Consider the following 26,653-nt stretch of genomic DNA (forward strand, 5'->3'; position numbering starts at 1 on the left):
GCCTTCTACGTTCTGCCACAAACCTCAACCGAAAATGGGCAAACCCGTCATAGCCCGACTCGTCTTGGGTTTCAGGAGTGGAGGGAATATCTCTTGGCCGATCACCGCCGCGATGTTCGCCAAGGGCGTCTGACGTTCTGGGCATCCGTATTTGTGGCGGTCGCCTGCGCGGCGATTGTCGCACTCAGTGGCTGGCGGGAGTGGTCCTCGCGACAAGCGACGCTAAAGAACTCCGAAACGGACATGGCCAATCTGGCCCGATCGCTAACGCAACACGCGGACGACACCTTCGAGCTCACGGACACCGTTCTCAATGTTCTGGTTGGCCAGCTCGAACTCGAGGGAACCGGTCCTGCGGCAATTGCCAAGATTCAGGCCTTTCTTTCCCGGCGCAAGGCAGCGAATCGAATTCGGGCGGTGTTCATCTATGACGAGACCGGACGCTGGCTCGCAACCAGCGAGCCTCTGGACTTCGCCGGTCTCAACAACAGCGATAGGGAGTATTTCCAGCATCATCGCGCCGTGGATGACCGGAGAACCTTCATTGGACATCCGGTGAAGAGCCGATCGGGCGGGCAATGGATCATCACCGCGTCAAGGCGCTTCAATCACCCCGACGGCAGTTTTGCGGGGGTCGCCCTTACGACGATCGACGTTGACTTTTTTCTGCAGTTTTATGCCGGATTCGACGTCGGCCCGAATGGTTCGATCGCGCTGGCTGCTGCTGATGGCATTGTGCTCGCACGCAGCCCCGACAACGGATACACGGGCCGCGATCTGTCTGGTGCACCGCTGTTCAGGAACCTCCACGAGCGGCCGGCTGCGGGCGCCTACTACTTCACCTCGCCTCTCGACGGGGTTCGGCGCCTGAGCTTTTATCAACGGAGCACCCGCTACCCTGTTCTCGTGGTTGCCACGGAATCCGAAGAGGACGTCTTGGCTCCCTGGCGCAGATCCGCTCTGGGGCGCATGGCTGCAGTCCTGGGACTGACAGGAGGGCTGGCGGTTGCAGGGCTCCTGCTGGTGCATCAATTGCACCAGCGGCAAAAGATGGCCGCAGCCCTGGTCGCCAAGGAGGCAGATTTTCGCCTCCTTGCAGAGGAGTCGGGTGATATGGTGATGCGCATCGCGATCGACAGGCGGATCCTCTATGCGTCGCCATCCAGCGCTCGGGTTCTTGGCTGGGCTCCGAATGAGTTGGTGAACACGTCAATTCTCGCCGGGATCAATCCCGCGGACTTGGCACGTGTTGAGCAAACGATCTCCGCGCTGATGAAGGGCGAAGCCGAAGAGGCGAGAATTGCATATCGCACCCGTCATCGCGAGAGAAGTGAGGTCTGGATCGAAACTGCGCTGCGCGTCACCAGGAATCAGCAGAGTGCAGACATCGACGGCGTAGTGGCGATCTCGCGCGACATGACCGAGCATAAGGACCTGGAGGATAAGCTGTCGGCTCTCGCGACTTCGGATGGCCTGACGGCGTTGGCAAATCGCAGGCACTTCGACGAGCGGCTGACGGCGGAATGGGATCGGGCCAGGCGCGACGGAACGCCTTTATCGCTATTGCTGATCGACGTCGATCATTTCAAGAGCTTCAACGATCAGTACGGCCATCAAGCCGGCGACGCGTGTCTTCGCTCGATCGCCAGGGTCCTGGGCGAGTACGCCAGACGCCCGGCAGATCTGGCGGCGCGTTATGGTGGCGAGGAATTCGCCTTGCTGTTACCGAACACCGATGCAGGCGGTTGCCAGCAGGTCGGCGAGCAAATTCGGCAAGCGATCCACGAACTCGGCATCCTCCACGCGCTCAACCCGCCGTCCAAGCAAGTCACTGTGAGCATTGGCGGCGCAACACATGTGGCGCTGACCGACAGGGCGGATTGCGCGTCATTAATAGCGGCTGCGGATAAGGCGCTTTACGCCGCCAAGGACAGCGGGCGCAACGGCCTTGTGATGTCAGGGCAAATCATCGCGTGGCCCGGCTCGATACGGGCTTGAATGGCAACTCAGCCCAAGTCTCCTGGTTGCCCAAGTCTCCTGGTCGCCCAAGTCTCCTGGTCCAGGCCTTTTCCAGCGGACGTTGGCTACTACTCCGGATTTATAGGTGGACGCTGCCGCGGCTCGCGTGGGAGCTGGTCCAAGGTCACGCTCAATATACTTTGCTTTCCGGCGCGAACCATCGCGAGCTGAGCTGAGGAGCCGGGTGCCATAGCGTGGATCTTCTTTGTCAATTCGGAGGCGCTCCTGACCGCATCTCCTTCTACCTTCGTGATGACGTCGCCGCTTCGCAAGCCGGCCTTCGCCGCGGAACCATTGGTTTGAACGTTTGTCACGATCGCACCGTGAAGATCGTCGGCACCGAGGCTGTCGGAGATCTCGGGGGTCACTGATTGGACTTCGACCCCTATCGACCCGCGTGTTACGGTACCCTTCTCCTTCAGTTGGGGTATCACGCTCCTGACCGTTTCGGCTGGGATGGCAAATGCAACGCCCGCCCAGCCACCCGATAGAGAAAGGATCATACTGTTCACGCCAATGACATCGCCGTTGGTGTCGAGAGTTGGCCCGCCCGAATCGCCGCTGTTGATCGGTGCGTCAATCTGAAGGAAGCCGTCGGTCGGACCATTCTCGATTTCGCGTTCGCGGGCCGAGACGATGCCCGCCGTGACTGTTCCACCAAGCCCGAATGGATTGCCCGCGGTGAGCACCCAGTCACCGACGCGTGGTGATTGTTCCGCCACCTTCACGTAGCCAAAGTCGGTGCGGCCGTCGACCTTGATGAGGGCCAGATCACTGAGCGGGTCCCTCCCGATCACCTTTGCCGAGTAGGTTTTCTTGTCGGTCGTGCGGATCTCGGCAGTACCGTTGTCCTTGACGACATGGCTGTTGGTCACGGCGTAGCCGTCCGGAGAGATGAAGAAGCCCGATCCGATTGCAATCGTTTCGCGTACGTTCGGGTCTTTTTCGGAGGGTTTCGAGGCCTGCGCGTCGGGGGTATCTTCATCTGGCATATCGCTGAACGGCAGATCTGGCACAATTTGCTCAGGTTCGGCAGATTTCGAGATGACACCAATGACCGCCGGCTGAACTCTCTCAGCGATCTCAGCGAAAGTATTGGGCGCTCCATCCGACTTCGGCTCGGCAGGCGCGGTACTAACCGTCAGGGCCGCTAGTGCGACCATGCTGATCGCAGATGTTCGAAGGTGGGCGTGAATCAGTTTTCGTAACGCCAAGTCCATTTTCATAGCTCTTCCGTTGTCTGGCTCTCTGCTTCGATCGCCGGCTGTCGTGTCTTGCAAAGCTGTGCTCTCAAGGAGATGGTGCGCCTTGGCTCGCCGAAATCGCCTACTGAGTACATTGCGGCTGCGGCAGCTTGTTAGTTGCTCCGCATGTGGCGACCTTCCTTCTTGGTCGCCTCTGAAATGCCTCGCAGGGCATCCTGGCCTCGCAACGACCGAGATCGGTAAGCGCCACCTTCCGCCCAACGACAAGCTGAGCCAAAGGTTTCTTCTATCGTCCGCGAACAGTCCGTTCCTGGTTGGACCGGGCGGAGCCCACGCGCCGCCAGGAAAGTTCACGCCGAACTCCGCCATCTGCATTTGCCGACCGTGAAGGCCCAGCAGAGCCGCCCCCTCCGCCAAAGGACCCCTATCCGGCGGAGAAGGCGAGGGGCGGAGAGATCATTCTTCGCACGCCAGCGAGAAGAGCAATCTTCCTGGCGGGGCTCATCGGCGCCGTGATTCTGGCGATACTCTCTCTCGTACTGGCCCGGTAGGTGGCAAGCGCTTGATCGAGCCCGCATTCGGCGACGCTCGCGTCGGAGATGCGGCAACTAAGCGCTTCCTGTGGCCTTCGAGCGGCGCAGGAGCTCAGTGACTTCCTGATCCGAGGTTTGGCCGAAATCCCTGTAATGCATGCCCACCGCAAAGAACGGATCGGGGCTGACGAGACAGATGATCTCGTCCACCTCCGCACTGAGATCGGCAAGCGAGTCGCGGGGAGCCAGCGGCACTGCAAGTACGAGATGGCCGGGCTTCGACCTTGCCAGCGCCCTGAGCGCGGCTTTCACCGTTCCGCCCGTCGCGATCCCGTCGTCGACGACGATCGTGGTGCGCCCGGCAATCTCCGGCGGCGGTTCGCCGTCGCGGTAAAGCTGCCGGCGGCGTTCGATTTCGGCGAGCTGGCGGGCGGTCTCGGCCTCTAAGTAGGCCGTGCTCGGCTGGATCTCGCGCAGGATCTCCTCATTGAGCACGACCTGCGGATGAGCGCCATCGACGACCGCGCCGAGCCCGAGTTCCTCGTGTCCCGGCGCCCCGATCTTGCGCACCAGCACGACGTCCAGTTGGGCGTGCAGCGCTCGCGCAATCTCGAACGCGACGGGCACGCCACCGCGCGGCAGGGCAAGCACGATCGCGCCGCTGTCTCTGAACTTCGTCAGCGCCGAGGCCAGCCGGCGGCCGGCGTCTCGCCGGTCGGCAAAAACCAAATGATCATCCGTTACGGCGTCCGAGCGCCGCGAAGGCAGAAACCGGCGGAACCAGCGGATGGCGTGTTGCGTCACCTGTTCGAGCGCACCAGGCTCTTCGAACAGGTGCGTCGCCTCCGGCACGATCACGAGGTCCTTTGCGCAGGACAGCTCCGCAAAGGCTGAACGGTTGAGCGGGATCACCGGCAGATCGGCGCCGCCGACGATCAACAGGGTCGGCGCGGTGACGGCGTGCAGCGCCTCGCCAGCCAGGTCCGGGCGGCCGCCGCGCGAAACCACCGCCGCGACGTCCGGTCGGCCGGCAGCCGCGACCAGCGCAGCCGCAGCACCCGTGCTCGCGCCGAAATAGCCGATCGGAAGCGCTGCGAGCTCCGGCCTGTCGCGGGTCCAGTCCGCGGCCTCCGTGAGTCGCGATGCCAATAGCGGGATGTCGAACACGTGGCCTCGATCGCGCTCCTCCTCCGGGCTGAGCAGATCGAGCAGCAGCGTGGCGAAGCCCGCTTCACGCAGCGCCGCAGCGACCTGGTTGTTGCGCGGACTGAGGCGGCCACTGCCGCTGCCGTGGGCAAAAATCACGATGGCGATCGCGCCTTGCGGCAGGCCCAAAATGCCGGCGAGACGGTGCGGACCGACAACCACTTCGCCGAGCTCGTCGCGCGCGCTTGCCATGATCAAAACCCGAAGGGATACGTTTCTGCGGCGCCCGATGCGGCCCGTGTCGCAAGCGCCGTCACTGCATTGGTTTCCTCGAACCAGACGAAGGCATCGAACTGATCGGGTAGCACCGCCTCGAAATAGTGGCTGAGGCGCTCCGTCTCGGGCCGGTAGACGACGCCAATGGCGCGCTCGAGCCTGGGGCCGGTCAGTCGGTCGCGCAGCTCGCCCCGGCCGGGGGGCCGAAAGTCGGTCAGCGAACGCGCCAGACCCGTGCGGTGGAACAGGTACTCATAGCTGTCTTCGCGCGCGGGCCGAACCGACTTGATCTCCATCTCGCCGCCCCAATCGGTCGCCGCAGCCACCGTACCGCGATCGGTGCCGAAGCCGATCAGCGCGGCCTCGTCGCCATAGCTGTTGCGCGCGAGCTCGCCGATGTTGAATTCGCCGGCCCAGCCCATCGAAGTTGCCGCGGCGTTGCCGATGTGCGAGTTGTGAGCCCAGACTACGGCCTTGGCCTGCGGCCCCCGTTGCTGCATCAGATATTGCAGCGTGTCGAACATATGACGGTCGCGCAGGTTCCATGACTCGGTAGAACCGCGATACATGATGCGATAGTACTGCTCGGCCGCGCGCACGATCCGCGCATTCTGTGCGGCGTTGAAGAACGCCTCGCCATCGCGTTCGGCATAGGAGAGGCGCTGCGCCAATAGCTCGCGCAATTGCGCGACCACCTCGTCCTCACATGTGTCTCGTCCGAACATGACGGCATGACCGTACCCGGCGGGGTCGGCCTGCCAAGGCGTGAGGCAGGAATAGCGTTCGCGCGCCGCGCGGGCGCGCTCCGGGTCGACGCGCTCGAGATAGGCGATGACGGCGGCAATGGAGCTCCTCAGGCTGTAGACGTCGAGTCCCCGGAACTGGACCTTCCGCTCCGCGCGGCAGGCATCGTTGTGGATGCGCAGGTAGTCCACGAACTGCTTCACCTCGATGTTGCGCCACATCCAGGTCGGAAAGCGTTCGAACGGCCGCTCCAGCGGCTGTTCGGACGGCAGTTGCCGCACGAGATGATCGATCGTCGTGGCATCCGGCCAATCGGCCTCGACCGCGACGATGTTGAAACTGTGATGCTCGATCAACTGCCGGGTGATGCTGGCACGTGCGCGATAGAACTCGGATGTGCCGTGCGTAGATTCGCCGAGCATTACGATTTTGGCCTCGCCGAACCGGTCGAAGAACGAGGAGAAGTCGTCCCGTTCGGCGGCCGGCAGATGCTCGCCCGCTTCGCGCAGGAGATCGATCAACTCGCGATTGGTCCTTTCGCGAATCTGCACGGCAGCCGGTGAAAGGGTCATACCAGGTTCCCCTGGATGGTTGTGCGCGCTTCTCCGGGATGCGCACGCGCACACGAGCTTCAGGGATTATCCCAGGCGCGCGCTGCGCAGGAAGCGCCGATCAGCGCTACTCCCGAACCAACTCGAGCGCCGGTCCGACGTTCCTCGCCCGGTGAATGTCGCGTAGCGACCCCGATCCCTGATGGAGCCATGCCGGAGCTCCAAGCGGCGGGCTGGGATGAAAGGGGTGATCACCAGGCTGCCGTCATCGCGCTCAATGTGGTCGATCGTGGCCGGTTTCGAGAAGTGGCGGAGACTCCGCGATCGCGATCCGGTCCGTCATGAGGCCGTTAGACCAAGGAGGAGATCGAGGAGATGCCGAGCCCGGACCTGAACGGCGTCGCAATCCGGCTCGACGCGGCGCGGTCAGGGCCGCTCCGCGGCGGTGAGCGAAGACACCCGCGTTGGATGGCTGAAGATCTCGAACTCGTTTCCCCGCGCGATACCGACAAGCGTGATGCCACTGGCCTCGGCCGTTCGGACTGCAAGCGCGGTTGGCGCTGACATGCCGACGACGATTCCGGCGCCGATAGCTGCCGTTTTTTGCACCATCTCGACGGATATCCGGCTGGTGAGGATCACGGCGCCCGTGCATCCGGATCTCCCTTCCATGGCCAGAGCGCCCGCAAGTTTGTCGAGCGCGTTGTGGCGGCCCACATCCTCGCGGACCAGCATGGCTCCTCTGTCGGGCTCGAAAAAACCCGCGGCATGGGTGGCATGAGTCCTGTGATTGAGGACTTGCGTGTCGCTGAGCGCCGCGATCGCAGTGCCGATCTGTTCGGAGGTGAGGCACACCCAGTGCTCGACGGGCTGAACGATCCGGCCCGCTTCCCGCAGGCTGTCGATGCCGCACAGCCCGCACCCGGTTGGGCCGACGAGCCGCCGCCGTCGTTCCTTCAGCCGGCGCCCCGCGTCCGGTCGCAGCCACAGACGCAGCTCGATTCCGTCGGGACCGGAAACGACACTGAGTTCCGCGATCTCGCCGATGTCGCGAATGATCCCTTCGGTCAGACTGAACCCCTGGGCCAGGTCGGTCAGGTCGGTGGGAGTGGCCATCAGGACCGCGACGGTCGTGCCGTCGTAGACGAGTGCCACCGGACATTCCTCTGCCACGATACGCGCATCATGCATGCCACTCGACGTGAGCCGCTGCATTGTGACCGAGGCCGTGGGTGTCGATGCGCGATCGCGTGCGCCAGATTGAGAGCCGTGCATGGATACTCGTCCTGCGTCGGGTCATGACGCGCGAGCCCGCGCAAGGTTCCGGGCGCTTAGGAACCTGCAATGGTGTCTCGGGTTTGAGTGCGGGGCCTGCAATCGAAGGAAGCATCATGCGACAGAAGGCGAAGGTCGAGAAGTATGATGCTCCGGCCGGCGGATGGGGCTCGCTCAACGCCATTGCCCATGTTCTCACGCAGGAAGAGGTTGCGATCCTCGGCAGCGAGATACTGCTCAAGCAGAACAAGCCCGATGGATACATGTGCGTCAGCTGCTCCTGGGCCAAACCGGCCAAGCCGCGTCCGTTCGAGTTCTGCGAGAACGGCGCCAAGGCGACTGCCTGGGAGATCACACGGAAGACAGTGACTCCGGAGTTCTTTGCGCAGCATACGCTGACCGAGCTGCGAACCTGGTCCGATCACCAGCTGGAGGAGCAGGGGCGCCTGACGATGCCGATGCGTTACGACCGGGCCAGCGACAAATACCTGCCGGTCGATTGGGACGAGGCTTTCCGGCACATCGGCACTGAGCTGAACCGGCTCGATCCGCGCTCGGTCGTGATGTACACGTCCGGCCGCGCCTCGCTCGAAGCGAGCTACATGTATCAATTGTTCGGTCGCATGTACGGCACCAACAATTTCCCCGACAGTTCGAACATGTGCCACGAGAGCACGTCGGTGGCACTGCCGGAGGTGATCGGAGTTCCGGTCGGCACCGTTCTGCTGCAGGACTTCGAGGCTACCGATTGCATCTTTTTCTTCGGACACAATACCACCACCAACGCGCCGCGCATGCTGCATCCGCTGCAGGAGGCGGCGCAACGGGGTGTCCCGATCGTGACCTTCAATCCGCTCCGAGAGCGCGGCCTGGAGCGCTTCGTCAATCCGCAAAATCCCGTTCAGATGATCGCGGGTGGCACGCGCATCAGCTCGCAATATTATCAGGTACGGGTCGGCGGTGACGCCGCCGCCATCACCGGGATCTGCAAATGGGTGATCGAGGCGGACGACCTCGCCCGGGCCAATGGGAGTCCGCGCATCGTCGATGCTGCGTTCATTGACCAGCACACGTCCGGCTTCGAGGAATTCGCTGCGTTCTGCCGCACCCAGGGCTGGGAAGAGATCGAGCGGGCCTCGGGACTCTCCCGGATGGCCTTGCGCGAGGCCGCGAACACTTACATGGCTGCCAACGCCGTGATCGCCAATTACGGCATGGGCATCACCCAGCACAAGCACGGGGTCGAGACGACCAAGATGATCGTCAACCTGTTGCTGCTCCGCGGCAATATCGGCAAACCTGGTGCTGGGATCTCGCCGATCCGAGGCCACTCCAATGTCCAGGGCCAGCGCACCGTCGGTATCTCCGAGAAGACCAAACTTGTGCCGCTCGACAAGCTAGCAGAGCTCTACAGGTTCGAGCCGCCGCGATGGGACGGCCTGTCCACCGTCGACTCTTGCGAGGGCATTCTGAAGGGCAGAGTGCGCGGCTTTGTCAGCCTTGGCGGCAATTTCCTGCGTGCCGTGCCCGAGCGATCGTTGATGGAGCCCGCGTGGTCCGACCTGCGCCTGTCGGTGCAGATCGCGACCAAGCTCAACCGCACCCATATTGTGCCCGGCGAGATCACTTATCTCCTGCCGTGTCTCGGCCGGATCGAGATCGACCGGCAGGCAAGTGGTCCGCAGGCCGTGTCGATGGAGGATTCCACCGCCTGTATTCACGGCTCGCGTGGCCAGCGCCGGCCGGTGGCCGAACAGCTCCTGTCGGAGCCGGCTGTCATCGCATCGCTCGCAAAGGCGACATTGAAGGCCAATCCCAAGATCGATTGGGATGCCTGGACCGCCGATTACTCGCGCGTTCGCGATGCCATCGAGCACACGTATCCTGATCAGTTCAAGGACTTCAACACGCGCATGTTCGAGCCTGGCGGCTTTCCGCGGCCGCTGGCGGCTCGCGAGCGGAAGTGGAAGACCCCGAGCGGCAAGGCGAACTTCACCGTTCCGAAGTCGGCCTTCGCGCCGCCGCGCGAAAGCGACGGCATCTATGAGTTGATGACGATGCGCGCCGACGGACAGTTCAACACGACGATCTATACGGAAGACGATCGCTTTCGCGGCATCAAGGGCAGCCGCTATGTCGTGTTCATGAATCCCGCCGACATGGAAAGCGACGGGCTGAAATCCGGAGATACCGTCACGCTGGTGACGGAGGCGGACGACGGGGTCGCGCGCAGCTTGAGCGAGCTCCAGGTCGTCCCCTACGGCATTCCGCGCAGGAGCATTGCGGCTTATTACCCCGAGTGCAACGTGCTCGTTCCGCTCTGGCACTACGCGGAAGGCAGCAAGGTCCCCGCCGCCAAGTCCATCCCGGTACGCCTGTTCAAGGATGTTCCGCCCGAGATCATCGATGCCGGAGAGGCCTCGATTTCGGCGTTGTGAATGGTGGATGAAGCCGCATGTTCAGGGGGCGAGCACGATGAGGGACGGTACGTCGGATGTTGCCGACATCAGCGATGCCGTTCACTTGTGCATCGACATGCAGAACATTTTCGCTCCCGGCGGCCTTTGGGCGACGCCCTGGATGGAGCGCGTCCTGCCGACGATCGTCTCGGTCGTTTCGCGCCGTCCGGCGAGAACGATCTTCACCCGCTTCATCACGCCGCAGGATCCAGAGGATCGCCCGGGGCAGTGGCGGAGCTATTTTCACCGCTGGCACCAAGCGACCCGCAGGCATCTGCCGCCATCCGCTCTCGAGCTCGTGCCGGCCTTGAACCGGTTCGTGCCGCCGGCCGCCGTTATCGATAAGCCGGCCTATTCAGCGTTCAGCAACCCCGGTCTGGCGAGCCTGCTGGTCGAAAAGAACGTCGGTACCGTCGTGATTTCAGGCGCAGAGACGGACGTCTGCGTGCTCTCGACGGTCCTGAGCGCCGTCGATCTCGGCTTCAGGGTCGTCATCGTGGAGGATGCGCTGTGCAGCTCATCCGATGTCGGGCACGATGCGCTCATGACGATGTATCGGACCCGCTTCCACGGCCAGGTCGATCTGGTGACGGCGGAAGAGCTGGCCGAGTTCTGGCGGGAGTAGGTGCGCGAGCTGCAGTCTCCAAGGTGAGTAGTGCGCCTCGGCGCCTCTCGAGGTGCAGGGCTATCGCGTTTGAGAGTGCTTCTGCGGCCATCTTCGAGACGCCCGCTTTATGCGGGCTCCCGACGCGGACTAGCCTCATCCTGAGGAGGCGCGTAAGCGCCGTCTCGAAGGACGAGGCTTGCGCGCAGGCCGCCGCAACGAGTCATGTGCGATAGCCCTGCCTGAGGTCGGTCAAGCGACCGCGACGTCGGCCGTCGCCGACCTCACGTATGGCGGCCGCGCATCGTTCGCGCCGGATCGAATGCTCAGATAGGCCGGGTCGAAGCCGGCGAGCCGGACCAGGCCCGGCCAATCCGTGATCGTCAAGGTCTTGCCCTGCCATTGCAGCAGATTGCAGCGGCGCAGCTCCTGGATGGTGCGGTTGGCATGCACCGCGGAGATGCTACAGGCGGCGGCGAGGTCGGACTGGGTAAAGGGCGAGGACAACCTGAAATCCCTGGCGAGCCCGACGATTTGCAGCCGGACGGTGATCTCGCAGAGCAGATGTGCCACGCGCGTCAATGCGTCCCGGCTGCCGAGATTCACCGTCCAATTGCGCTGGATGGCGTGGTCGGCAAGCAGCATCAGCAGCATCGCATGTGACATCGCCGGTGAACGCGCCGTGACTTCGCGGAAGAAGCGGTGCGGCACAAGCGCGACGATCGCGGGGCCGAGCGCGACCAGATTGCCGTCGATGCGCGGACGATAGAGGGTGTGCAGGTTGGCGATGTCGCCGGGAACGCAGAGCGCGGTGATCTGACCGTCTGCGCTTTCGTGATTCTGCCAGGACAGATAGCCCTGGAGCAGCAGGCAACATTGCCCAGCCTCGTCGCCGTGCCGCAGGACCGTCTGATGCGCGCCGAAATGCGCAATGCTGCTCGGCATGTCCGCAAGCAGATCGAGATCGTCGGGAGGCAATTCGGCGAGGCTCGTCAGGCGATCGGCGAGTTTCGAGAAAGCAAATCCTGCCTGCATGTGATGTCCGATGGCCGACCGCCCCAGTCCCCGACTTTGACTGAGAAGGACGGTAGGAGGCATTAACCTTTGATACGTTTACTCCGGCGCGCCGGGCGATACAGCGAAGCGCCCGGATATCGACGTGCCGTATCGTTCATTGTTCCTATTGATCTGAGTGCCGCGGCGTCTGTCGAGCAGGAACAGGCGCGGTTCGTCTCCGTTACTGGACGGTGGTCAGGTGGAGGAAACTGAAAGCGAATGCGCGGGCGCTTCTGGCTGGTGTCGGCAATCCTCATCGCGTGCGCAGCCGCTGTGGGGGTATGGTTCATCACCGCGCCGGAGCGCTTCGGCTCGGACGGGGTGGGCGCCGTATCCGACTCGGGTGGCGACGTCGAGCATGGCAAGCTCGTCTTTGCGGCCGGCGATTGCGCCTCCTGCCATGCATCGCCGGGCCAGTCCGATCGTTTGCACCTTGGTGGTGGACTTGCTCTGGCGTCCCCTTATGGAACTTTTCGTGCGCCCAACATTTCGATGGACCGGATCGACGGTATCGGAGACTGGACCGCCAACGACCTTGCCAATGCGCTACTGCGCGGCGTGTCTCCGGACGGAAGCCACTATTATCCGGTCTTTCCCTATGCAAGCTTCACGCATATGCGTCCTGATGACGTGCGGGACTTGATGGCCTATTTGCGCACGCTGCCTGCGGTGAAGGGGCGTCCCCCGGACCATGAGCTCAATCCGCTATTCGGCATTCGCCGTTTCGTCGGATTCTGGAAGATGCTGTACTTCAAGCCCGGCCCGATTGCGCCGGATCCGGCGCAGGACGAAAGATGGAATCGTGGCCGCTATCTGAGCGAGGCGCTTGCCCATTGCGCCGAGTGCCACTCCTCCCGCGACATGTTCGGCGGCATCGAGGCAAGCACTCGCTATGCTGGCGGACCGGACCCCGTCGGTACCGGTTTCTATCCCAACATCACGGCCGCGCGCCTCCGCGACTGGTCGGAAGCGCAATTGGCGGCGATGCTGAAGACGGGGATCACGCCGAATCATGGCCGGGTCGGTTCGTCCATGGCCGGAGTCGTGACCAACATGGCGATGCTGCCCGAAAGCGATCGTGAGGCGATTGCCACCTTCGTGAAATCATTGCCGGCACGGCCGACGCCCAATCCCTGAACATCTCATTGCGCATAGAGGTAGGCCGCGACGTCACGCGCTTCGGCCTCACTGATGCCGGTCGCGGGCATTGCCGTGCGGGGCGAGAAGGCTTGTGGTGTCACGATCCACTGGACCAGATTGTCCGGCGTGTTGGTCGCAACACCGGCGATGTAGACGCGCGTCCTGAGATCGGCGAGCGAAGCACCGACTTTGCCGTCGCCGCCGGGAATGCCTGGAATGGTATGGCACCCCACGCAGCCGTAGCGGCGGATCATCGCCGGTGCGCGGGTCGGATCACCCCCCGTCATGGCGCGGGCGATGCTTTCATTTCGCTGACGGTCGCTGCGCGCGAAGCCGACCGCGACCGCCGCGGCGAGGAGAAGGCTCGCCACTCCGATTGCCAGCGCCGCCCAACTAGAGAGCGTGAAGCGCATCGGCTCGCTCCCTACCGGACCGGCAAATCCAGAGCGCGATCAGCGCGAGCGCCGAGCCGGCATAGATCGTTCCCGCCGGCACCCACATGATGATGCCAGCCAGTTGCTGGTCCTCGAGCGGCGTCAAGCCCCAGGCCGCTGCGGCATCGGCTTGCTGCCGGTACAGGAGGTGCGGGGCAAGTGCCATCAGCGCACCGAGAACGCTCGTGTGCAGCATGGTGACGAAGACGTGCCAGGCAGCGCTGCCGATTTGGCTGCGCCGGAACACCGACCACCAGAACAGGATCGCGGTCAGAAAGAAGCTCAGATGCTGCACTCGGTGCAGGAGAATGTTCTCGACCGCGGCATCGAACAGCGCCGGTGCGTGCCAGGTCCAGATCGCGATCCCATGCAACAGCGTGGCGTTGCGGCCAGCGCTCAGCAGGCTCCACAGCCGCGTGATGTAGGGATGCCGCATCGCCCAGCCGATCGCGAGCCGCGTGCGCTGCGGCAGGGACCAAAGCAACGGTCCGACTGGCCTTGCGAGCACTAGCAGCGGTGCCGCCACGGCCATCAGGATTTCGTGCTCGATCATGTGGAACGAGAGGAGGCGTTCTCCGAGCCAATGCAGCGGCGATACCAGCGCGGCAGCCAGCGTCAGCCAGCCGGCGCCGCAGATGATATCCTGCGCGATGCGTTGGCGGCCTTTCCGTGCCAGCACAAGCCTGCCGATGCCGTACATCAGGCCGAAAAGCGTGAGCGGTACGATGATCCAAGGATCGAACGTCCAGCCTGGTGCTGCAGCCTGCAGCGCCGACCCATGCGCGTAGATCGAATGCGGCATCGACCAAGCGATCGCGGCGAAGGCTATTTTTCGCATCCCGTCAACACCATTGCAGCGAGGCCCTGCATCAGCAGGGCGAAAGTGAAGAGGCCCGCGGAGAGTGTACTCACTGTGCTGCCGAAATCGGCATTGCCATGATGTCCGTCGGTTTTGCCGATCACCCGCCGTGGAGACAGCCATGATGAGAGGGCCGATGCCGTCGTGAGCGCCGCACCGATGAACGAGGTGATGGCTGAGGCGTGAGACTGCGAGCGGCAATCGACATAGGGCAGGATCTGCCCGAGCTGCATGTTCGCCGCCCAGACCAGCGGCGCGAACCAGAGTCCCGCCCAGATCGAGAGATGGGTGAGGAGCTTTGACGCGTTCATAGCCGTGCCAACCAATAGATGCAGCCATAAATCGGAAGCCAGGTCGCGACGACAAAGTTCCAATACATGGCGTTGTCCTGGACGTCGCCGAACCTTCTCGGGCTCCGGCCGTGCCGCGTGAATACCAGCGCCGCCAGCACCAGCGTGTCGACGAGATCGGTGATGATGTGGGTGGTGTGGAGGCCGAGCAGGGTCCACACCACTGAGCCGTAGGCGTTGCTGTCCCAGCTCACCTTGAGGGCGGGGAATTCGAAGATGCGCACGATCAGCGGGAGGGTGCCGATCATCGACATCATCACCATTCCGATCCGCACCTTGCGCAGGTCCTGCTGCTCGGCCCAGCGCGAGAGCAGGATGTTGGGGATGAGACTGGTTAGCAGGATCAACGTCACGAGCGTGCCGGGAAGCAGATCGGGCGGCGGCGTGTTGATCGGCCAGGCCGTCGCCAGGCTCATCAGGTAGAGATAGACGGCGATCACGAGCGCGAAGCCGGTGCCTTCGATCAGCATGAAGGCGAGCGTGCCCCACCAGGTGACGCTCGCGGTACCCATTCCGTGCAGCGGCAATTTGCCGAGATCGAGCACGATCTTCTCTCTCATGACTCGTCCTCCGGCGTACCCTTGGGCCAGAACCAGCCGATCAGCGCGACCGCGGCCGGGATGGAGCCCCAGACGACGGCCCAGGGCGAGAAGATCGACCAGATCAACATGATCGTGGTCGCAATCGCGGCCCACAGCGGCCAGATGGAATTCTGCGGCGAGGCTTCGCGCGCCTGCGGTTCGGCGGTTGCCAGCGTGGTCACGATCAGTTCGCGACGATCGGTGCGCAAGCCATCGGCGACGGGGAGGCCGTCGCGGTCGTCCCACACCGGATGCAGGCTGCCGACGACCGGTATCATGGCGAAATTGTAGCTCGGCGGAGGCGATGTCGTCGCCCATTCCAGCGTCGGCGCATCCCAGGGATTGTCCAGCGCAATCTCTCCGAAGCGTGCGCTCCGCATGACATTGATGAAGAACAGCAGGAAACCGGCCGTGAGGATCACTGCACTGACGCTGACGAACAGGTTGAGCCCGTGCCAGGGCAAGTCGGGCTGATAGGTGTAGATGCGGCGCGGCATGCCCTCGAGCCCGAGGATGTGCATGGGAAAGAACGTCGCGTTGAAGCCAACGAAGATCAGCCAGAACGACCACTGGCCGAGCGCTTCGCTCATCATGCGTCCGGTCAGCTTGGGAAACCAGTAGTGGACGGCGCCAAGCAAGGGAAACACGGCGCCGCCAATCAGCACGTAGTGAAAATGCGCGACGACGAAATAGGTGTCGTGCACCTGCGTGTCGAACGGCACGGACGCGACCATCACGCCGGTCAAGCCGCCGATGACGAAGGTGATGATGAAGCCGATGATGAAGAGCAGCGGGCTCTTGAATACCGGCCTGCCGTCCCACAGCGTCGCAAGCCAGCAGAAGATCTGGATGCCGGCGGGGATCGCAATCGCCATGCTGGAGGCTGTGAAGAAGCTGTCGCCGAGCCGCGGCAGCCCCGCCACGAACATATGATGCACCCACAGCCCGAAAGCGAGGATGCCGGTGGCGATCAGCGCCATCACGAGGCCGAGATAGCCGAAGGCCGGGCGCCTCGCGAACGGCTCGATCATGGTCGAAACCATGCCGACGGCGGGCAGAAAGATGATGTAGACCTCGGGGTGGCCGAAGAACCAGAACAGATGCTGCCAGAGCAGCACGTCGCCGCCCTCGGCCGGATTGTAGAAGTGCGTGCCGACGAGGCGGTCGAGGATCAGGCTGGTGCTTGCGAGCACGATTGCCGGCATGGCCATGATGACGAGGAACGACGTCACCAGCATGGCCCAGACGACGACCGGGATGCGGTCGAGCGTCATGCCCGGCGCACGCTGCTTGAAGATGGTGACGACGAGCTCGACCGCGACCGCGAGCGCGGAGATCTCGGTAAAGGTGATCATCTGCGCCCAGATGTCGGCACGCTTGCCGGTGCCGTATTGCGGGCCCGACAGCGGCACATAGGCAAACCAGCCGACGTCGGGCCCCATGTCGAGCGCGAACGCGATCCAGAGCAGTGCGCCGCCGGCGAGATAGATCCAATAGGAGAAGGCGTTCAGGCGCGGGAAGGCGATGTTGCGGGTACCGACCATCAGCGGCGCCAGATAGACCGCGACCGCTTCCATCACGGGCACGGCAAACAGGAACATCATATTCGCACCGTGCATCGTGAAGATCTGGTTGTAGCGATCGGGTCCGAGCAAGCGCGCCTCGGGCTGCGCGAGCTGAATTCGCATCAATGCAGCGAGCACGCCGCCAAGGGCGAGGAAGACGAAGGCGGTGAAGATGTAACGGCGGCCGATGATCTTGTGGTCGACGGTCGCAAGCGCGCCCCAGAGGCCGGACGGGGTCTTCCACGTTTCCGCCAGCGCGTCGGTCAGCTGCGCGCGCTCGACATCGATGTCGCGCTGCTCTGGGGCCGCGGCGGACGGCTTCATTTCAGGCTCGCCAGATATGCGGACACCGCACGCAGCTCGTCGGGCGTCAGCGGCACCATCGGCATGTTGTTGCCGGGCTTGATGGTCTGGGGATCGGCGATCCAGGCCGCGAGCGAGCCCCGTGTGGTCTCGAACAGGCCGGCGGCGATGGTGCGGCGGTTGCCGACATGGGTGAGATCAGGGCCGGTGGTGCCGACCGCCGCGGTGCCACGAATGGTGTGGCAGGCCGCACAGGGCTTTGCCAGGAAGGTCTGCAGGCCGGCGGCGGTTTGCTCGTCGGCCGGTTGCGCCGCAGTCTGCCGCTGTGTTGCCGTCCATTTGTCGAAATCGTCCTGCGGTTCGGCAATCACCAGCAGCGACATATGGGCGTGCTGCATGCCGCAGAACTCGGCGCATTGACCACGGTAGATGCCGGCGTGCTCGGCGCGGATGGTGAGCTCGTTCGGACGGCCGGGAACGAGATCCTGCTTGCCGGCGAGGCTCGGGACCCAGAACGAATGGATCACGTCGAGACCTTCGAGCTTGAGGCGCACCTTGCGACCGACGGGAATGTGGATCTCGTTGGCGGTCTCGAACCGGCTCGACGGATCGGGGCCGATATATTCGAGACCCCACCACCATTGCAGGCCGCGCACGCGGATCGTCAGATCGTCCTGTCCTGCGACGGTGAGCGCGCGCGTGGCGACGAAGCTCATGACGGTGAAGGTCCCGATGATGAGAACGGTGGCGACGACGGCACCGGTGACGGCAATGGTCATGCGTCGCTCGCGTCCGGGTTCGGGCGACACCGGCCGCGCATCACGGCTTCGCCACAACGCGGCGATCAGCGCGATCAGCACCAGCATCCAGACCAGGGAGCAGACCGCGACGATCAGGATGATGAGGTGCTTCAGGCTGATCGCCGAGGTGCCGTAGACGTCGAGCGCGGATTGCCAGTTGCCGCCGCAGCCGGCCAGCGGCGCGGCGAGCATTGCGCTCGAACAGGCTTTGCGGGCGGCGCGGATCACGGTGTCGGTCCCTGGTCCGGATGGACGGGCGAGGGACCTTCATCGAACAACAGCTTTGCCGGCGCGCGGTTCTCCGCGGGCCGGGTCTGCTTCTCGTCGTTGCGGCTCGGTGCGGCGGTCTTGCCTTGGTAGGAGCCGATCGTCTGCACATAGCCGGCGAGCTGCCAGATCTGATCCGTCGTCATCTTGTTGCCGAACGCGGGCATGCCGTGCGGCCGCCCATCACGGATCGAGGCGAAGATCGAGACCATCTCGGGGCCGTAGTACCACCAGCCGTCGAGGAAGCCGGGGCCGCTGCCGCCCTGGCCGTCGCCATGGCAGCTCCTGCAGCCGAACCACGCATAGAGCCGCTTGCCCTGGCTGAGATTGTAGGCGTTGACCTCATAGGGCTTGCCGAGCACGAAATAGACGTCCGGCGGCGCACCGCTGATGCGGTTCGGCATCAGCGCTACCCTGTCGAGCGCATCGGCGATCGGCGGATCGAGCCGCAACTGCCGCTCTTCCCGCTGGCATCCCGCCAAAGCGGTTGCAAGACCAAGGAGAACAACGCCGGCCATCCGTTGCATCTGATCGCTTGAATTCAGGAACCTACGATCCTCAATCGAGACGCCGAACCAAGGTTCCTCGCGCTCAATTGACGTTGTCGCCGAGCATGTTACGGACGGCGGTGGTGACGGCGGCGAGGCCGCTCGCGCCGTGCATCAGCGCGATCTCGCCCTGCTGCTCGTGGCGAATGGCTTGCGCCATGATGCGCAGGCGCAGATCGCCGCGGCTGTGCCACATCTGATCGGCCATCCTGACCGCACCGCGGTGATGCTTGCCCATCGTCTCGACGAACAATTTGTCGAACTGGTCCGGCGGCGCGGTCTTGACCTGTCGCATCTCGGCCGGCGTCAGGAAGCCCGGCATCGCCGCACGCTCCTCCGTGCTGCAATCGGGCATCTCCGTGTCGAACCAGCTCAGCCACCAATTCTCGAAGATCCGGTTCTCGCCGGTCTGGCTCGCGACCATCAGCATCGCGAGCTTTCGCAGATGCGGATCCTGCGCGCGTTCGGCAGCCGTCCGCGCCAGCTCAATCCCCTGGGCGTGGTGCGTGCTCATATGCCGGATGTAAGCCTGATCTTGATCCCTGTCGCGGCCCATCCATGGCAGCTCGTATCCATGGCCGCCGAACAAAGCGATCGCCCCGAGCACTGCAATCACGGCCAGCGCGCCGGTGGTCCACGCGTTGGTGAACCGCACGTCGCGTCCCGGCGCATGCCCGCGCCTCCAGCGCAGGCGGGCGAACAGGGGATACATCACGGCCGAGGAGCCATGCACCAGCAGCCCGATCCAGTAGGGCTGCTGTAGCGTGAACAGCGGCTGCCAGAACGGAAACAGCGGCACCAGCGCGAACCATTCCACGCTGGATGAGAATACGGCCCAGGGCAGCGCCAGCAGCAGGATCGTGGCCGGCCGCAAGTCGGCAGTCCAGCGCCCGAGCACGCCGAAGAAGACCAACGCCCAGGAAAAATCCGCCCATTGGTGAAAGGCGATCCCGGCCAGGATCGTGCTCCAGGATGGCTCGCTGCTGATCGCCCAATCGCGCGCCGGAATGGCGGCGACCGTCATCCAGTCGACCGCGGCATCGCGGCCGATGCGGGCGGCGAAGAGCTGGCTGACGATGGTGGAGAAAGTGCTGCTGATCAGGCCGAGCTCGGCGGCGGCGATCCAGCGCGAACGTCGCCGCCCGCCGGTGATGCGCCGCGCCCCGCTGGCAAGCGCTGGTCGCGGCTCTGCGTTCACGTCAGCTGCTTGAGCTTCTTCAGCGGATTGAGCTCGCTCGGCTTGTCCTGTTCGTCGCGCCCGCGCTCGGCTTGCGCCTTGCCGTCATCGTGCAGATCCTGGTCGCCGATGATCTCGCCGACGGCCTGCTTGGTCCTGCCGGCGATCCGGTGCTGAAGACCTTTGGTCTTGCCCATGAGCTGCCTCCGATATGTCCTTCCTTAAGGGCTCGCGCCGCTTCCCCGGCGCCCGAAGGGGGCGTGAGCGCCGGGGCTGCGGTTCCGTCCAAATTGCCTCCGGCGACGGGGGGACGCCGGAAGCGTTGATGAGACGCTTCGAGAGGCGGATGGTTCCTTCGGGCCGTCACCGGGGCTCAATCGCGATGATCACGCCTTCGTTGCCCCGGAGCAGGATGGAAGCATCCGGCAAGGGCTCGGGTCGCCGGTCCAGCTGCGTCGACAGCAAGAGGCGGCCGCGGCCTTGCCAGTGGAAATTCCGCGGTTCGGCCGCGATGTTGAGCGCGACCAGAAATTCGTTACGGCCATCCATCCTCTTGTAGGCCAGGACGTCGTTCTGGGAGCGCAGCGGCGCGTAACCGCCCCGCCGCAGCCCGGCATGGTCGCGCCGCAGCGCCATCAGCGTGCGAAACAGCGCCAGGACCGAACGTTCGTCGCGCTGCTGGCCGGCGATGTTGGCCGCGCCCTCGGGCGGCTCCAGCGGCAGCCATGGGCTGCCCGTGGTGAAGCCGCCGCCCGGGCTGTCATCCCATCGCATCGGTGCGCGTTCGGGATCGCGGCACAGCCCGTATCCGGGCACGAGCTTCTCGAAGGGATCGTGGACGCGGTCCGGCGGAATGGGAACGCGCTTGCGGCCGATCTCGTCGCCCATGAAGAAGAAAGGCGTCCCGCGCAGCGTCATCAGCAGCATCGCCATCACGCGCATCTGCGCCTCGCCGATCTTGCTCGCGATCCGCTGCTTGTCGTGGCCGCCGATCACCCAGACCGGCCAGACATGTTCAGGGATCGCATTGAAATAGGCGTCGATCGTCGCTTGCAGCGACAGCGCATCCCACTTGGAATCGAGCAGGGCGAAATTGAGCGGCAAATGCAGGCGCGGCCGGCCGTTGCCGTAGAAGTGGCCGATGCGGTCGGTCTTGCCCTGGACTTCGCCGCAGAGCATTCGTCCCGGATAGGCGTCGATCACCTCGCGGATGAACTCGATGCAATCCATCGTTTCGGGCCGGTCGTCGGTAAACACCGGCGTCTGCCGCTGCGGTGGCGGCTTGCTCTTGGCTTGCGGGTTCGGCGGATTGTCGCGCAGCAGGTGGTCCTTGATCAGCACCGCGCTGGCATCGACGCGAAAGCCGTCCACGCCGCGGTCGAGCCAGAACCGCATGGAAGTGGCGATCGCGGCACGCACCTGCGGATTGCGCCAGTTGAGGTCGGGCTGCTCGACCAGAAAGGAATGATAGTAATATTGCCGCCGTGCCTCGCACCATTCCCACCCGCTGCCGCCGAACCGGCTCAGCCAGTTGTTGGGCGGCCCGCCATTCTCGGCAGGATCGGCCCAGATGTACCAATCCGCCTTGGCGCTGTTGCGCGAGCTCGAGCTTTCGACGAACCATGCATGATCGTTCGCGGTGTGATTGGGAACGAGATCGAGGATGAGCCGGATGCCTGCGGCGTGCAGCGCTTCGAGGAGGCGATCGAACGCGTCGAGGCTGCCGAAGGCGGGCTCGATCGAGCAATAGTCGGAGATGTCGTAGCCGAGATCGCGGAAGGGGCTCTTGTAGATCGGCGTCAGCCACACCGCATCGATCCCGAGCCACTTCAGGTAATCGATGCGCGACATCAGTCCGGCGAGGTCGCCCTTGCCGTCGCCGTTCGAGTCCTGGAAGGAGATCAGCGCGATCTCGTAGATGACGGCGGATTCCCACCACGCGGCTTCGTCACGGGACTCGACGCTCATCACCTTGCATCACCTCGTTATGCCCAGCATGCGATGTGATCTGCCGAGCCGCAGTCCGGACGCTCTCGATGCCCTTGGGGAAACCGCTGCGGTTGGGATAGAGCTTGCGCCGTGCGTTGCGCGGCGGTCGCCGCGGCTTGGTGTCCCGTGCGGCGCGGTAGTCCAGCATGGCGATGCCGCCGACCATCAGCAGCGCCAGCGCGATGTTGCCCTTCTTGGGATTATTCGACGTCAGCCCTGAGAGCAGCGCCGCGGCATCGAGGCCGTCGCCGCCGAAGCGGGCCCACAGGCCGGCGTTCTTGTCGATCGACAGCGACATGATGCCTGCGAGGATTTCGCGCACGCCGAAGGCGCGGACCATCGTCTCACGGCCTTCCATGCCCAACGTTTCCGTGACGCGCCTTGGCGCGAAAAGTTCGACGACGCCAAGCCCGATGCTGAACCAGCCGAGTGCACGCGCGAGCTGGTCCGCGGGCTGTTTCAGGCTCGGGCCGCCTTCGACGATCTTCGGATCACCCTTGGTGCGGACGATGTTGGAGAAATGAAACATAAGCCTGCTCCTTCAGGGCTTCAGCACGACCTTGACGCAGGAATCGCGCTTGTCGCGGAACACCTGGTACATCTCCGGGCCTTGGGCGAGCGGGACGGTGTGGGTGATGACGAAGGACGGGTCGATCTCGCCCTCTTCGATGCGGCGGAGCAGGTCGTCGGTCCAGCGGTTGACGTGGGTCTGGCCGGTGCGCATCGTCAGGCCCTTGTTCATGAAGGCGCCCATCGGCATGTTGTCGGAGAGGCCGCTATAGACGCCCGCGACGGAGATGATGCCGCCGGGCCGGCAGACATAGATCATCTCGCGCAGCACGTGCGGCCGGTCGCTTTCCAGCATCACCATCTGCTTGGCGCGGTCGAGCACGGTGTCTGGCCGGGACGGCATCACGTGAGCTTCCATGCCGGCGCAGTCGATGCACTTTTCCGGTCCCTTGCCGTCGGTGAGCTCGTTCAGACGCTCCACCACGCTCTCGGTCTCGAAGTTGATCGTGGTGGCACCGCCGGCTTCCGCCATGCTGAGCCGCTCGGGCAGGCAGTCGATCGCGATCACCTGGTTGGCGCCGAGCAGGATGGCGCTGCGGATCGCCATCTGCCCGACCGGACCACAGCCCCAGATCGCGACCGTGTCGGTCGGCTCGATGTCGCATTGCACGGCGGCCTGCCAGCCGGTCGGGAAGATGTCGCTGAGGAACAGCAATTGCTCGTCGGGAATGCCTGGGGGCACCTTGATGTGGGTGGCGTCGGCAAAGGGTACGCGGAGATATTCGGCTTGGCCGCCGGGATAGCCACCGGTCAGATGCGTATAGCCAAACAAGCCGGCTGTCGTGTGCCCGAACACCTTATCGGCCAGATGACGCTTGCGGTTGGTGGTTTCGCACACCGAATAATTGCCGCGCTTGCACTGTTCGCATTCGCCGCAAATGATCGTGAAGGGCACGACGATGCGGTCGCCCTTCCTGAGCTTGCCGTCGACGCCCGAGCCGACCTCGACCACTTCGCCCATGGTCTCGTGGCCCATGATGTCGCCGGGCAACATGCCCGGAATGAAATTGTGGAAGAGGTGCAGATCGGAGCCGCAGATGGCGCAGCTCGTGACCTTGATGATGGCGTCGCGTGGATCCTGGATCTCCGGGTCAGTGACGGTGTCGCACCTTATGTCCTCCTTGCCGTGCCAGACCAGCGCCTTCATCGTCCGTCCTCCCGCTTGAATCACTTGGCATCTAAGTCCAGGAAGGAACGATGGTTGCTAATCGCCCCGCGCAAATTCTTCGCACTGCGCAAATAGGAACGCGGGAGCAGGGCGGCGATTGAGCGTCATCACCTCAATTCCCCAAGGGTCCAAATCCGAGGATTTGCCGCATGCCCGCCAATCAACTCGCCGTCGTCACAGGCGCCTCAACCGGTATCGGTCTGGAACTCGCCAGGTGCTGTGCGCAGGCAGGCTTCAACCTCGTCATCGCGGCGGACGAGGCCGCGATCGAGCAGGTGGCCGTCGATCTGCGCCGGCTCGGCGGCAGCGTCGAGCCGGTCGAGGCGGATCTCGCCACCACCGAGGGCGTGGACAAGCTCTGCGCCGCGCTCGGCGACCGGCCGATCGATGCGCTGCTGGCCAATGCCGGCATCGGCCTCGGCAAAGCCTTCCTCGACCAGGACTTTGCCAGGGTGAAGCACCTCATCGACACCAACATCACAGGCACGCTGTATCTGATCCACCGCGTCGGCAATGAGATGCTCCGCCGCAATGCCGGCCGCATCCTGATCACCGGCTCGATCGCCGGCTTCATGCCGGGCAGTTTCCAGGCCGCCTACAATGCGAGTAAGGCGTTCCTGGATTCATTCTCGTTCGCGCTGCGCGAGGAGTTGCGCGACAGCGGTGTCACCGTCACCTGCCTGATGCCAGGTGCGACCGAAACCGAGTTCTTCCGCCGCGCCGACATGATGGATACCAAGGTCGGCACCGAGAAGAAGGACGGCGCCTACGGTGTCGCCAGGGCCGGCTTCGATGCGATGATGCGCGGCGACGCCGACATCGTCACCGGACTGAAGAACAAGATTCAGACCACGGTTGCGAGCGTCACGCCGAACGAGATGCTGGCCAGGCAGCATCGCAAGATGGCGGAGCCGGGCACCGCGAGGTCGTAGAGCGACATCGTCGCAATTTCACGGAGTGGCGCGAACCGTGTTGCGGGCCGACAACAAAGGCGCCCGCCGATTCACATAGCCTAATGCACAGCGGCCCCGAAACCGTCAAATTGTACGGGCTGAAACAAGAGGGGGGCTGCGATGGCGATGGATCGCATCGAACAAGCCTTTGTCGCGACTGCGGTCACGGGTTTTCTCGTGATGATGGTGGCAATTGTCTGGATGATGATCAGCTGAATTGGGGGAGCTTGCCGTCTTGCGCGTCGCGCTACCTTACGCCGCGATTGTCCTGTGCCTGGCGGTGACCGCCTGGCTTGCTGTCGCACATCTGTTCTGATTCGATCGGCTGCGCGGCGCAGATCAGCGGGCCTTCCCCGATTTGCGGTCCCGGCGCGGCGGCTTGCGGCGCTCTTCCTCCAGCTCATCGCGCAGGCGCTGGGCGCTCACGAGATGGTCGGTGCTGCGCAGCAGCGCCATGCCCTCGCGCACCAGCTCACGCGATTGGCTGAGCATCTGCTCATCGAGGGCGGTATCAGGTAGGTAGATCATTGAACGTCACACTCCACTGCGAGAAGTGGGGAAGGATGCGCTGCGTTGCGTGTCATGCCCGCCGATCGCCGATGAGTCCCGCCAGAGTCCGCGCCATGGCTGCGACATCGATCGGCTTTTCCCAGAGCGGCACGTCGTGGAATTCCGGCGCGATGCTGATTCTGTCGTAGCCGGTGGTGAACACGAAGGGCACGCCGCGCGCCCTGAGTTCCCTGGCGACCGGAAAAATCAGCTCCGTCCGAATGTTGACGTCGAGCACGGCGCCGTCGAGTACGCCGGCCCCCTGCAGCATTGCCATCGCGTCCTCAATGTCCCCCACCGGACCTGCAACCTCGGCGCCCAGCTTTCGCAGCGCATGTCCGATGTCGTCTGCGAGAAAATATTCGTCTTCGACCACGAGGATACGGCGCCCAGTCAGGGGCGCGCGCTGACGAGACGATGCGTGAGAACTGGACATGATCCCCTCCAGCAATCCCTCCAGGCGGATAGGAACATAAGACCGGGACCCACTTTGGTGCAAACGATGCAATCGAAGGTGGGTTCCATGGGAAACCGCGACATCATCGTGATCGGGGGCTCGGCCGGGGCGACCGCGCCGCTGAAGCAGATTTTGGGCCGTCTGCCTGCGGATTTGCCGGCTGCCGTCTTCGTCGTGCTGCACATTCCGGCGCAGGGCATCGGCATCCTCTCGACGGTTGCCAGCAGTGCCGGCCCACTTCCGGTCCGGCAGGCCGAGAACGGCATGAAAATCGAGCCTGGTCACGTCTATCTGGGTGCGCCGGACCATCATTTGCTGCTCGCTGGAGATCGCGTTGTCCTCGGCCGAGGGCCGCGCGAGAACATGGTGCGGCCGGCGATCGATGCCCTGTTCCGCTCTGCCGCCCTCTATCACGGCCCGCGCGTGGTCGGCGTGCTCCTCAGCGGCCTGTTGTCCGACGGCGCGGCCGGTCTCAACGCCATCAAGCGCTGCGGCGGGATGGCCGTGGTGCAGGATCCCGCGGACGCAATCTCGGACGAGATGCCGCGGCGCGCAATGGAAGCGACTACAGTCGATCTCTGCGTTTCCGGCGCCACCATGGGCGACGTGCTGTCCGAGCTCGTCAGGGAGCCGGCCGGAGCCGCGCTGCCGGTCCCCCCCGAGATCAGGCTCGAGGTCGAGATCGCGGCTGGGGAGCGTGTAGGCAGCGACAATCTCAGCGCAATTGCGGACCCTGTCGGGCTGACTTGCCCGGCCTGCGGCGGCGTGCTTTCGGAAGTCAAGGAAGCGCGACCGATGCGCTTCCGCTGCCAGGTGGGTCACGGCTTCACCGCCGATGCTCTCGCCAAGGAGCAGGAGGGGCGCGTCGACGAAGCCCTGCGCGTGGCGCTGCGCATCATCGAGGAGCGCGCGGAGCTGGTGCAGCGCATGGCAGCCGACGGCCGGCGCAGCGGCCGGGCTGCCGTCGCCGAGATGTACGAGGCTCGGGCACGCGAATATCGCGAATATGCCAACATGATCCGGCGCGTTGTGCTAAAGTCCCTTGATCCTCCCGTGGGCAAACCGGAGGCCTGAA

The 26,653-nt window shown here is 64.1% G+C and carries 25 protein-coding genes; 6 read left to right on the forward strand and 19 right to left on the reverse strand.

What is annotated here, in order from left to right:
* Positions 1 to 93: 93 nt before the first annotated feature.
* A complete protein-coding gene (locus BRAD3257_RS17220; protein ID WP_244607975.1) occupies positions 94 to 1,998 on the forward strand; it encodes a sensor domain-containing diguanylate cyclase in 1,905 nt (634 codons plus the stop codon).
* 89 nt (positions 1,999 to 2,087) lie between these two features.
* On the opposite strand, the gene BRAD3257_RS17225 is transcribed toward BRAD3257_RS17220, so the two are convergent.
* The 4 genes from BRAD3257_RS17225 to fdhD all read right to left on the reverse strand — a co-directional run bounded on the left by BRAD3257_RS17225 (position 2,088) and on the right by fdhD (position 7,689).
* Positions 2,088 to 3,245, reverse strand: a complete 1,158-nt coding sequence (locus BRAD3257_RS17225) for a S1C family serine protease (protein ID WP_160118820.1) — start codon at positions 3,243 to 3,245, stop codon at positions 2,088 to 2,090.
* 587 nt (positions 3,246 to 3,832) lie between these two features.
* A complete protein-coding gene (locus tag BRAD3257_RS41960; protein ID WP_122402795.1) occupies positions 3,833 to 5,155 on the reverse strand; it encodes a phosphoribosyltransferase family protein in 1,323 nt (440 codons plus the stop codon).
* Positions 5,156 to 5,157: 2 nt separating this feature from the next.
* Positions 5,158 to 6,495 carry an erythromycin esterase family protein gene (locus BRAD3257_RS17235; protein WP_122402796.1) on the reverse strand — a complete coding sequence of 446 codons (1,338 nt, stop codon included), beginning with the start codon at positions 6,493 to 6,495 and terminating at the stop codon, positions 5,158 to 5,160.
* 405 nt (positions 6,496 to 6,900) lie between these two features.
* The gene (gene fdhD, locus BRAD3257_RS17240) at positions 6,901 to 7,689 is read right to left on the reverse strand and encodes a formate dehydrogenase accessory sulfurtransferase FdhD (RefSeq protein WP_174221577.1); all 789 of its coding nucleotides are present in this window, start codon (positions 7,687 to 7,689) and stop codon (positions 6,901 to 6,903) included.
* 176 nt (positions 7,690 to 7,865) lie between these two features.
* Here fdhD and BRAD3257_RS17245 point away from each other — a divergent pair, with 176 nt between their 5' ends.
* Complete coding sequence (locus BRAD3257_RS17245; RefSeq protein ID WP_122402798.1) at positions 7,866 to 10,187, forward strand: FdhF/YdeP family oxidoreductase; 2,322 nt, start codon at positions 7,866 to 7,868, stop codon at positions 10,185 to 10,187.
* A 37-nt stretch (positions 10,188 to 10,224) separates the two neighbouring features.
* On the forward strand, positions 10,225 to 10,833 hold the full coding sequence (locus tag BRAD3257_RS17250; protein ID WP_122406618.1) for a cysteine hydrolase family protein: 609 nt from the start codon (positions 10,225 to 10,227) through the stop codon (positions 10,831 to 10,833).
* Positions 10,834 to 11,064: 231 nt separating this feature from the next.
* Here the strand turns inward: BRAD3257_RS17250 and BRAD3257_RS17255 are convergent, their stop codons facing one another.
* Positions 11,065 to 11,847, reverse strand: a complete 783-nt coding sequence (locus tag BRAD3257_RS17255) for a Crp/Fnr family transcriptional regulator (protein WP_122402799.1) — start codon at positions 11,845 to 11,847, stop codon at positions 11,065 to 11,067.
* Between the two features lie 240 nt (positions 11,848 to 12,087).
* Here BRAD3257_RS17255 and BRAD3257_RS17260 point away from each other — a divergent pair, with 240 nt between their 5' ends.
* Positions 12,088 to 13,005, forward strand: a complete 918-nt coding sequence (locus BRAD3257_RS17260; RefSeq protein WP_122402800.1) for a c-type cytochrome — start codon at positions 12,088 to 12,090, stop codon at positions 13,003 to 13,005.
* Positions 13,006 to 13,010: 5 nt separating this feature from the next.
* On the opposite strand, the gene BRAD3257_RS17265 is transcribed toward BRAD3257_RS17260, so the two are convergent.
* From BRAD3257_RS17265 to BRAD3257_RS17320, 12 genes are all read right to left on the reverse strand, one after another.
* Positions 13,011 to 13,421: a c-type cytochrome gene (locus tag BRAD3257_RS17265; protein WP_122402801.1), complete on the reverse strand. Its 411-nt coding sequence runs from the start codon at positions 13,419 to 13,421 to the stop codon at positions 13,011 to 13,013.
* Entirely contained in the window at positions 13,402 to 14,280 is an 879-nt protein-coding gene (locus tag BRAD3257_RS17270; protein WP_122402802.1) for a cytochrome c oxidase assembly protein, read from the reverse strand. Before BRAD3257_RS17270 ends, BRAD3257_RS17265 begins: the two co-directional genes overlap by 20 nt.
* The gene (locus tag BRAD3257_RS17275; protein ID WP_122402803.1) at positions 14,268 to 14,612 is read right to left on the reverse strand and encodes a hypothetical protein; all 345 of its coding nucleotides are present in this window, start codon (positions 14,610 to 14,612) and stop codon (positions 14,268 to 14,270) included. The genes BRAD3257_RS17270 and BRAD3257_RS17275 overlap by 13 nt, the downstream gene beginning before the upstream one ends.
* Positions 14,609 to 15,211 carry a cytochrome c oxidase subunit 3 gene (locus tag BRAD3257_RS17280; protein WP_122402804.1) on the reverse strand — a complete coding sequence of 201 codons (603 nt, stop codon included), beginning with the start codon at positions 15,209 to 15,211 and terminating at the stop codon, positions 14,609 to 14,611. The genes BRAD3257_RS17275 and BRAD3257_RS17280 overlap by 4 nt, the downstream gene beginning before the upstream one ends.
* Entirely contained in the window at positions 15,208 to 17,121 is a 1,914-nt protein-coding gene (gene ctaD / locus BRAD3257_RS17285) for a cytochrome c oxidase subunit I (protein WP_122402805.1), read from the reverse strand. Before ctaD ends, BRAD3257_RS17280 begins: the two co-directional genes overlap by 4 nt.
* The gene (gene coxB / locus BRAD3257_RS17290; protein ID WP_122402806.1) at positions 17,118 to 18,092 is read right to left on the reverse strand and encodes a cytochrome c oxidase subunit II; all 975 of its coding nucleotides are present in this window, start codon (positions 18,090 to 18,092) and stop codon (positions 17,118 to 17,120) included. Before coxB ends, ctaD begins: the two co-directional genes overlap by 4 nt.
* A gap of 32 nt (positions 18,093 to 18,124) precedes the next feature.
* Positions 18,125 to 18,685 (reverse strand): c-type cytochrome, encoded by a 561-nt coding sequence (locus tag BRAD3257_RS17295; protein WP_122402807.1) that lies wholly within the window; start codon positions 18,683 to 18,685, stop codon positions 18,125 to 18,127.
* 73 nt (positions 18,686 to 18,758) lie between these two features.
* Positions 18,759 to 19,913, reverse strand: a complete 1,155-nt coding sequence (locus BRAD3257_RS17300) for a DUF305 domain-containing protein (protein WP_122402808.1) — start codon at positions 19,911 to 19,913, stop codon at positions 18,759 to 18,761.
* Positions 19,910 to 20,089, reverse strand: coding sequence for a CsbD family protein (locus tag BRAD3257_RS17305; protein ID WP_122402809.1), 180 nt, complete (start codon positions 20,087 to 20,089; stop codon positions 19,910 to 19,912). The genes BRAD3257_RS17300 and BRAD3257_RS17305 overlap by 4 nt, the downstream gene beginning before the upstream one ends.
* Positions 20,090 to 20,255: 166 nt before the next feature.
* On the reverse strand, positions 20,256 to 21,860 hold the full coding sequence (locus BRAD3257_RS17310) for an alpha-amylase family glycosyl hydrolase (RefSeq protein WP_122402810.1): 1,605 nt from the start codon (positions 21,858 to 21,860) through the stop codon (positions 20,256 to 20,258).
* Positions 21,841 to 22,410: a hypothetical protein gene (locus BRAD3257_RS17315; protein ID WP_122402811.1), complete on the reverse strand. Its 570-nt coding sequence runs from the start codon at positions 22,408 to 22,410 to the stop codon at positions 21,841 to 21,843. The genes BRAD3257_RS17310 and BRAD3257_RS17315 overlap by 20 nt, the downstream gene beginning before the upstream one ends.
* A 12-nt stretch (positions 22,411 to 22,422) precedes the next feature.
* Complete coding sequence (locus BRAD3257_RS17320; RefSeq protein ID WP_122402812.1) at positions 22,423 to 23,598, reverse strand: zinc-dependent alcohol dehydrogenase; 1,176 nt, start codon at positions 23,596 to 23,598, stop codon at positions 22,423 to 22,425.
* A gap of 170 nt (positions 23,599 to 23,768) precedes the next feature.
* On the opposite strand from BRAD3257_RS17320, the gene BRAD3257_RS17325 reads away from it, so the two are divergent.
* The gene (locus BRAD3257_RS17325; RefSeq protein ID WP_122402813.1) at positions 23,769 to 24,551 is read left to right on the forward strand and encodes an SDR family NAD(P)-dependent oxidoreductase; all 783 of its coding nucleotides are present in this window, start codon (positions 23,769 to 23,771) and stop codon (positions 24,549 to 24,551) included.
* Between the two features lie 360 nt (positions 24,552 to 24,911).
* Here BRAD3257_RS17325 and BRAD3257_RS17330 read toward each other — a convergent pair whose 3' ends face one another.
* Together BRAD3257_RS17330 and BRAD3257_RS17335 are read right to left on the reverse strand one after the other, a co-directional pair.
* Complete coding sequence (locus BRAD3257_RS17330; RefSeq protein ID WP_122402814.1) at positions 24,912 to 25,100, reverse strand: hypothetical protein; 189 nt, start codon at positions 25,098 to 25,100, stop codon at positions 24,912 to 24,914.
* 52 nt (positions 25,101 to 25,152) lie between these two features.
* Positions 25,153 to 25,557, reverse strand: a complete 405-nt coding sequence (locus tag BRAD3257_RS17335) for a response regulator (protein WP_122402815.1) — start codon at positions 25,555 to 25,557, stop codon at positions 25,153 to 25,155.
* Positions 25,558 to 25,644: 87 nt separating this feature from the next.
* On the opposite strand from BRAD3257_RS17335, the gene BRAD3257_RS17340 reads away from it, so the two are divergent.
* Positions 25,645 to 26,652 carry a chemotaxis protein CheB gene (locus BRAD3257_RS17340; RefSeq protein ID WP_122402816.1) on the forward strand — a complete coding sequence of 336 codons (1,008 nt, stop codon included), beginning with the start codon at positions 25,645 to 25,647 and terminating at the stop codon, positions 26,650 to 26,652.
* Position 26,653: the final 1 nt, after the last annotated feature.

This window comes from Bradyrhizobium vignae (assembly GCF_900324035.1).
Classification (GTDB): Bacteria; Pseudomonadota; Alphaproteobacteria; order Rhizobiales; family Xanthobacteraceae; genus Bradyrhizobium; species Bradyrhizobium vignae.

What these genes read in the sequence shown, in the direction of transcription:
- BRAD3257_RS17225 (WP_160118820.1), bottom strand. Translation starts at nt 3,245, where the DNA reads ATGAAAATGGACTTGGCGTTACGAAAACTGATTCACGCCCACCTTCGA.
- BRAD3257_RS41960 (WP_122402795.1), bottom strand. Translation starts at nt 5,155, where the DNA reads ATGGCAAGCGCGCGCGACGAGCTCGGCGAAGTGGTTGTCGGTCCGCAC.
- BRAD3257_RS17235 (WP_122402796.1), bottom strand. Translation starts at nt 6,495, where the DNA reads ATGACCCTTTCACCGGCTGCCGTGCAGATTCGCGAAAGGACCAATCGC.
- fdhD (WP_174221577.1), bottom strand. Translation starts at nt 7,689, where the DNA reads ATGCAGCGGCTCACGTCGAGTGGCATGCATGATGCGCGTATCGTGGCA.
- BRAD3257_RS17245 (WP_122402798.1), top strand. Translation starts at nt 7,866, where the DNA reads ATGCGACAGAAGGCGAAGGTCGAGAAGTATGATGCTCCGGCCGGCGGA.
- BRAD3257_RS17250 (WP_122406618.1), top strand. Translation starts at nt 10,225, where the DNA reads ATGAGGGACGGTACGTCGGATGTTGCCGACATCAGCGATGCCGTTCAC.
- BRAD3257_RS17255 (WP_122402799.1), bottom strand. Translation starts at nt 11,847, where the DNA reads ATGCAGGCAGGATTTGCTTTCTCGAAACTCGCCGATCGCCTGACGAGC.
- BRAD3257_RS17260 (WP_122402800.1), top strand. Translation starts at nt 12,088, where the DNA reads ATGCGCGGGCGCTTCTGGCTGGTGTCGGCAATCCTCATCGCGTGCGCA.
- BRAD3257_RS17265 (WP_122402801.1), bottom strand. Translation starts at nt 13,421, where the DNA reads ATGCGCTTCACGCTCTCTAGTTGGGCGGCGCTGGCAATCGGAGTGGCG.
- BRAD3257_RS17270 (WP_122402802.1), bottom strand. Translation starts at nt 14,280, where the DNA reads ATGCGAAAAATAGCCTTCGCCGCGATCGCTTGGTCGATGCCGCATTCG.
- BRAD3257_RS17275 (WP_122402803.1), bottom strand. Translation starts at nt 14,612, where the DNA reads ATGAACGCGTCAAAGCTCCTCACCCATCTCTCGATCTGGGCGGGACTC.
- BRAD3257_RS17280 (WP_122402804.1), bottom strand. Translation starts at nt 15,211, where the DNA reads ATGAGAGAGAAGATCGTGCTCGATCTCGGCAAATTGCCGCTGCACGGA.
- ctaD (WP_122402805.1), bottom strand. Translation starts at nt 17,121, where the DNA reads ATGAAGCCGTCCGCCGCGGCCCCAGAGCAGCGCGACATCGATGTCGAG.
- coxB (WP_122402806.1), bottom strand. Translation starts at nt 18,092, where the DNA reads ATGCTCGCCGCGCCGCTGGCCGGCTGCGGCGGCAACTGGCAATCCGCG.
- BRAD3257_RS17295 (WP_122402807.1), bottom strand. Translation starts at nt 18,685, where the DNA reads ATGGCCGGCGTTGTTCTCCTTGGTCTTGCAACCGCTTTGGCGGGATGC.
- BRAD3257_RS17305 (WP_122402809.1), bottom strand. Translation starts at nt 20,089, where the DNA reads ATGGGCAAGACCAAAGGTCTTCAGCACCGGATCGCCGGCAGGACCAAG.
- BRAD3257_RS17310 (WP_122402810.1), bottom strand. Translation starts at nt 21,860, where the DNA reads ATGAGCGTCGAGTCCCGTGACGAAGCCGCGTGGTGGGAATCCGCCGTC.
- BRAD3257_RS17315 (WP_122402811.1), bottom strand. Translation starts at nt 22,410, where the DNA reads ATGTTTCATTTCTCCAACATCGTCCGCACCAAGGGTGATCCGAAGATC.
- BRAD3257_RS17320 (WP_122402812.1), bottom strand. Translation starts at nt 23,598, where the DNA reads ATGAAGGCGCTGGTCTGGCACGGCAAGGAGGACATAAGGTGCGACACC.
- BRAD3257_RS17325 (WP_122402813.1), top strand. Translation starts at nt 23,769, where the DNA reads ATGCCCGCCAATCAACTCGCCGTCGTCACAGGCGCCTCAACCGGTATC.
- BRAD3257_RS17330 (WP_122402814.1), bottom strand. Translation starts at nt 25,100, where the DNA reads ATGATCTACCTACCTGATACCGCCCTCGATGAGCAGATGCTCAGCCAA.
- BRAD3257_RS17335 (WP_122402815.1), bottom strand. Translation starts at nt 25,557, where the DNA reads ATGTCCAGTTCTCACGCATCGTCTCGTCAGCGCGCGCCCCTGACTGGG.
- BRAD3257_RS17340 (WP_122402816.1), top strand. Translation starts at nt 25,645, where the DNA reads ATGGGAAACCGCGACATCATCGTGATCGGGGGCTCGGCCGGGGCGACC.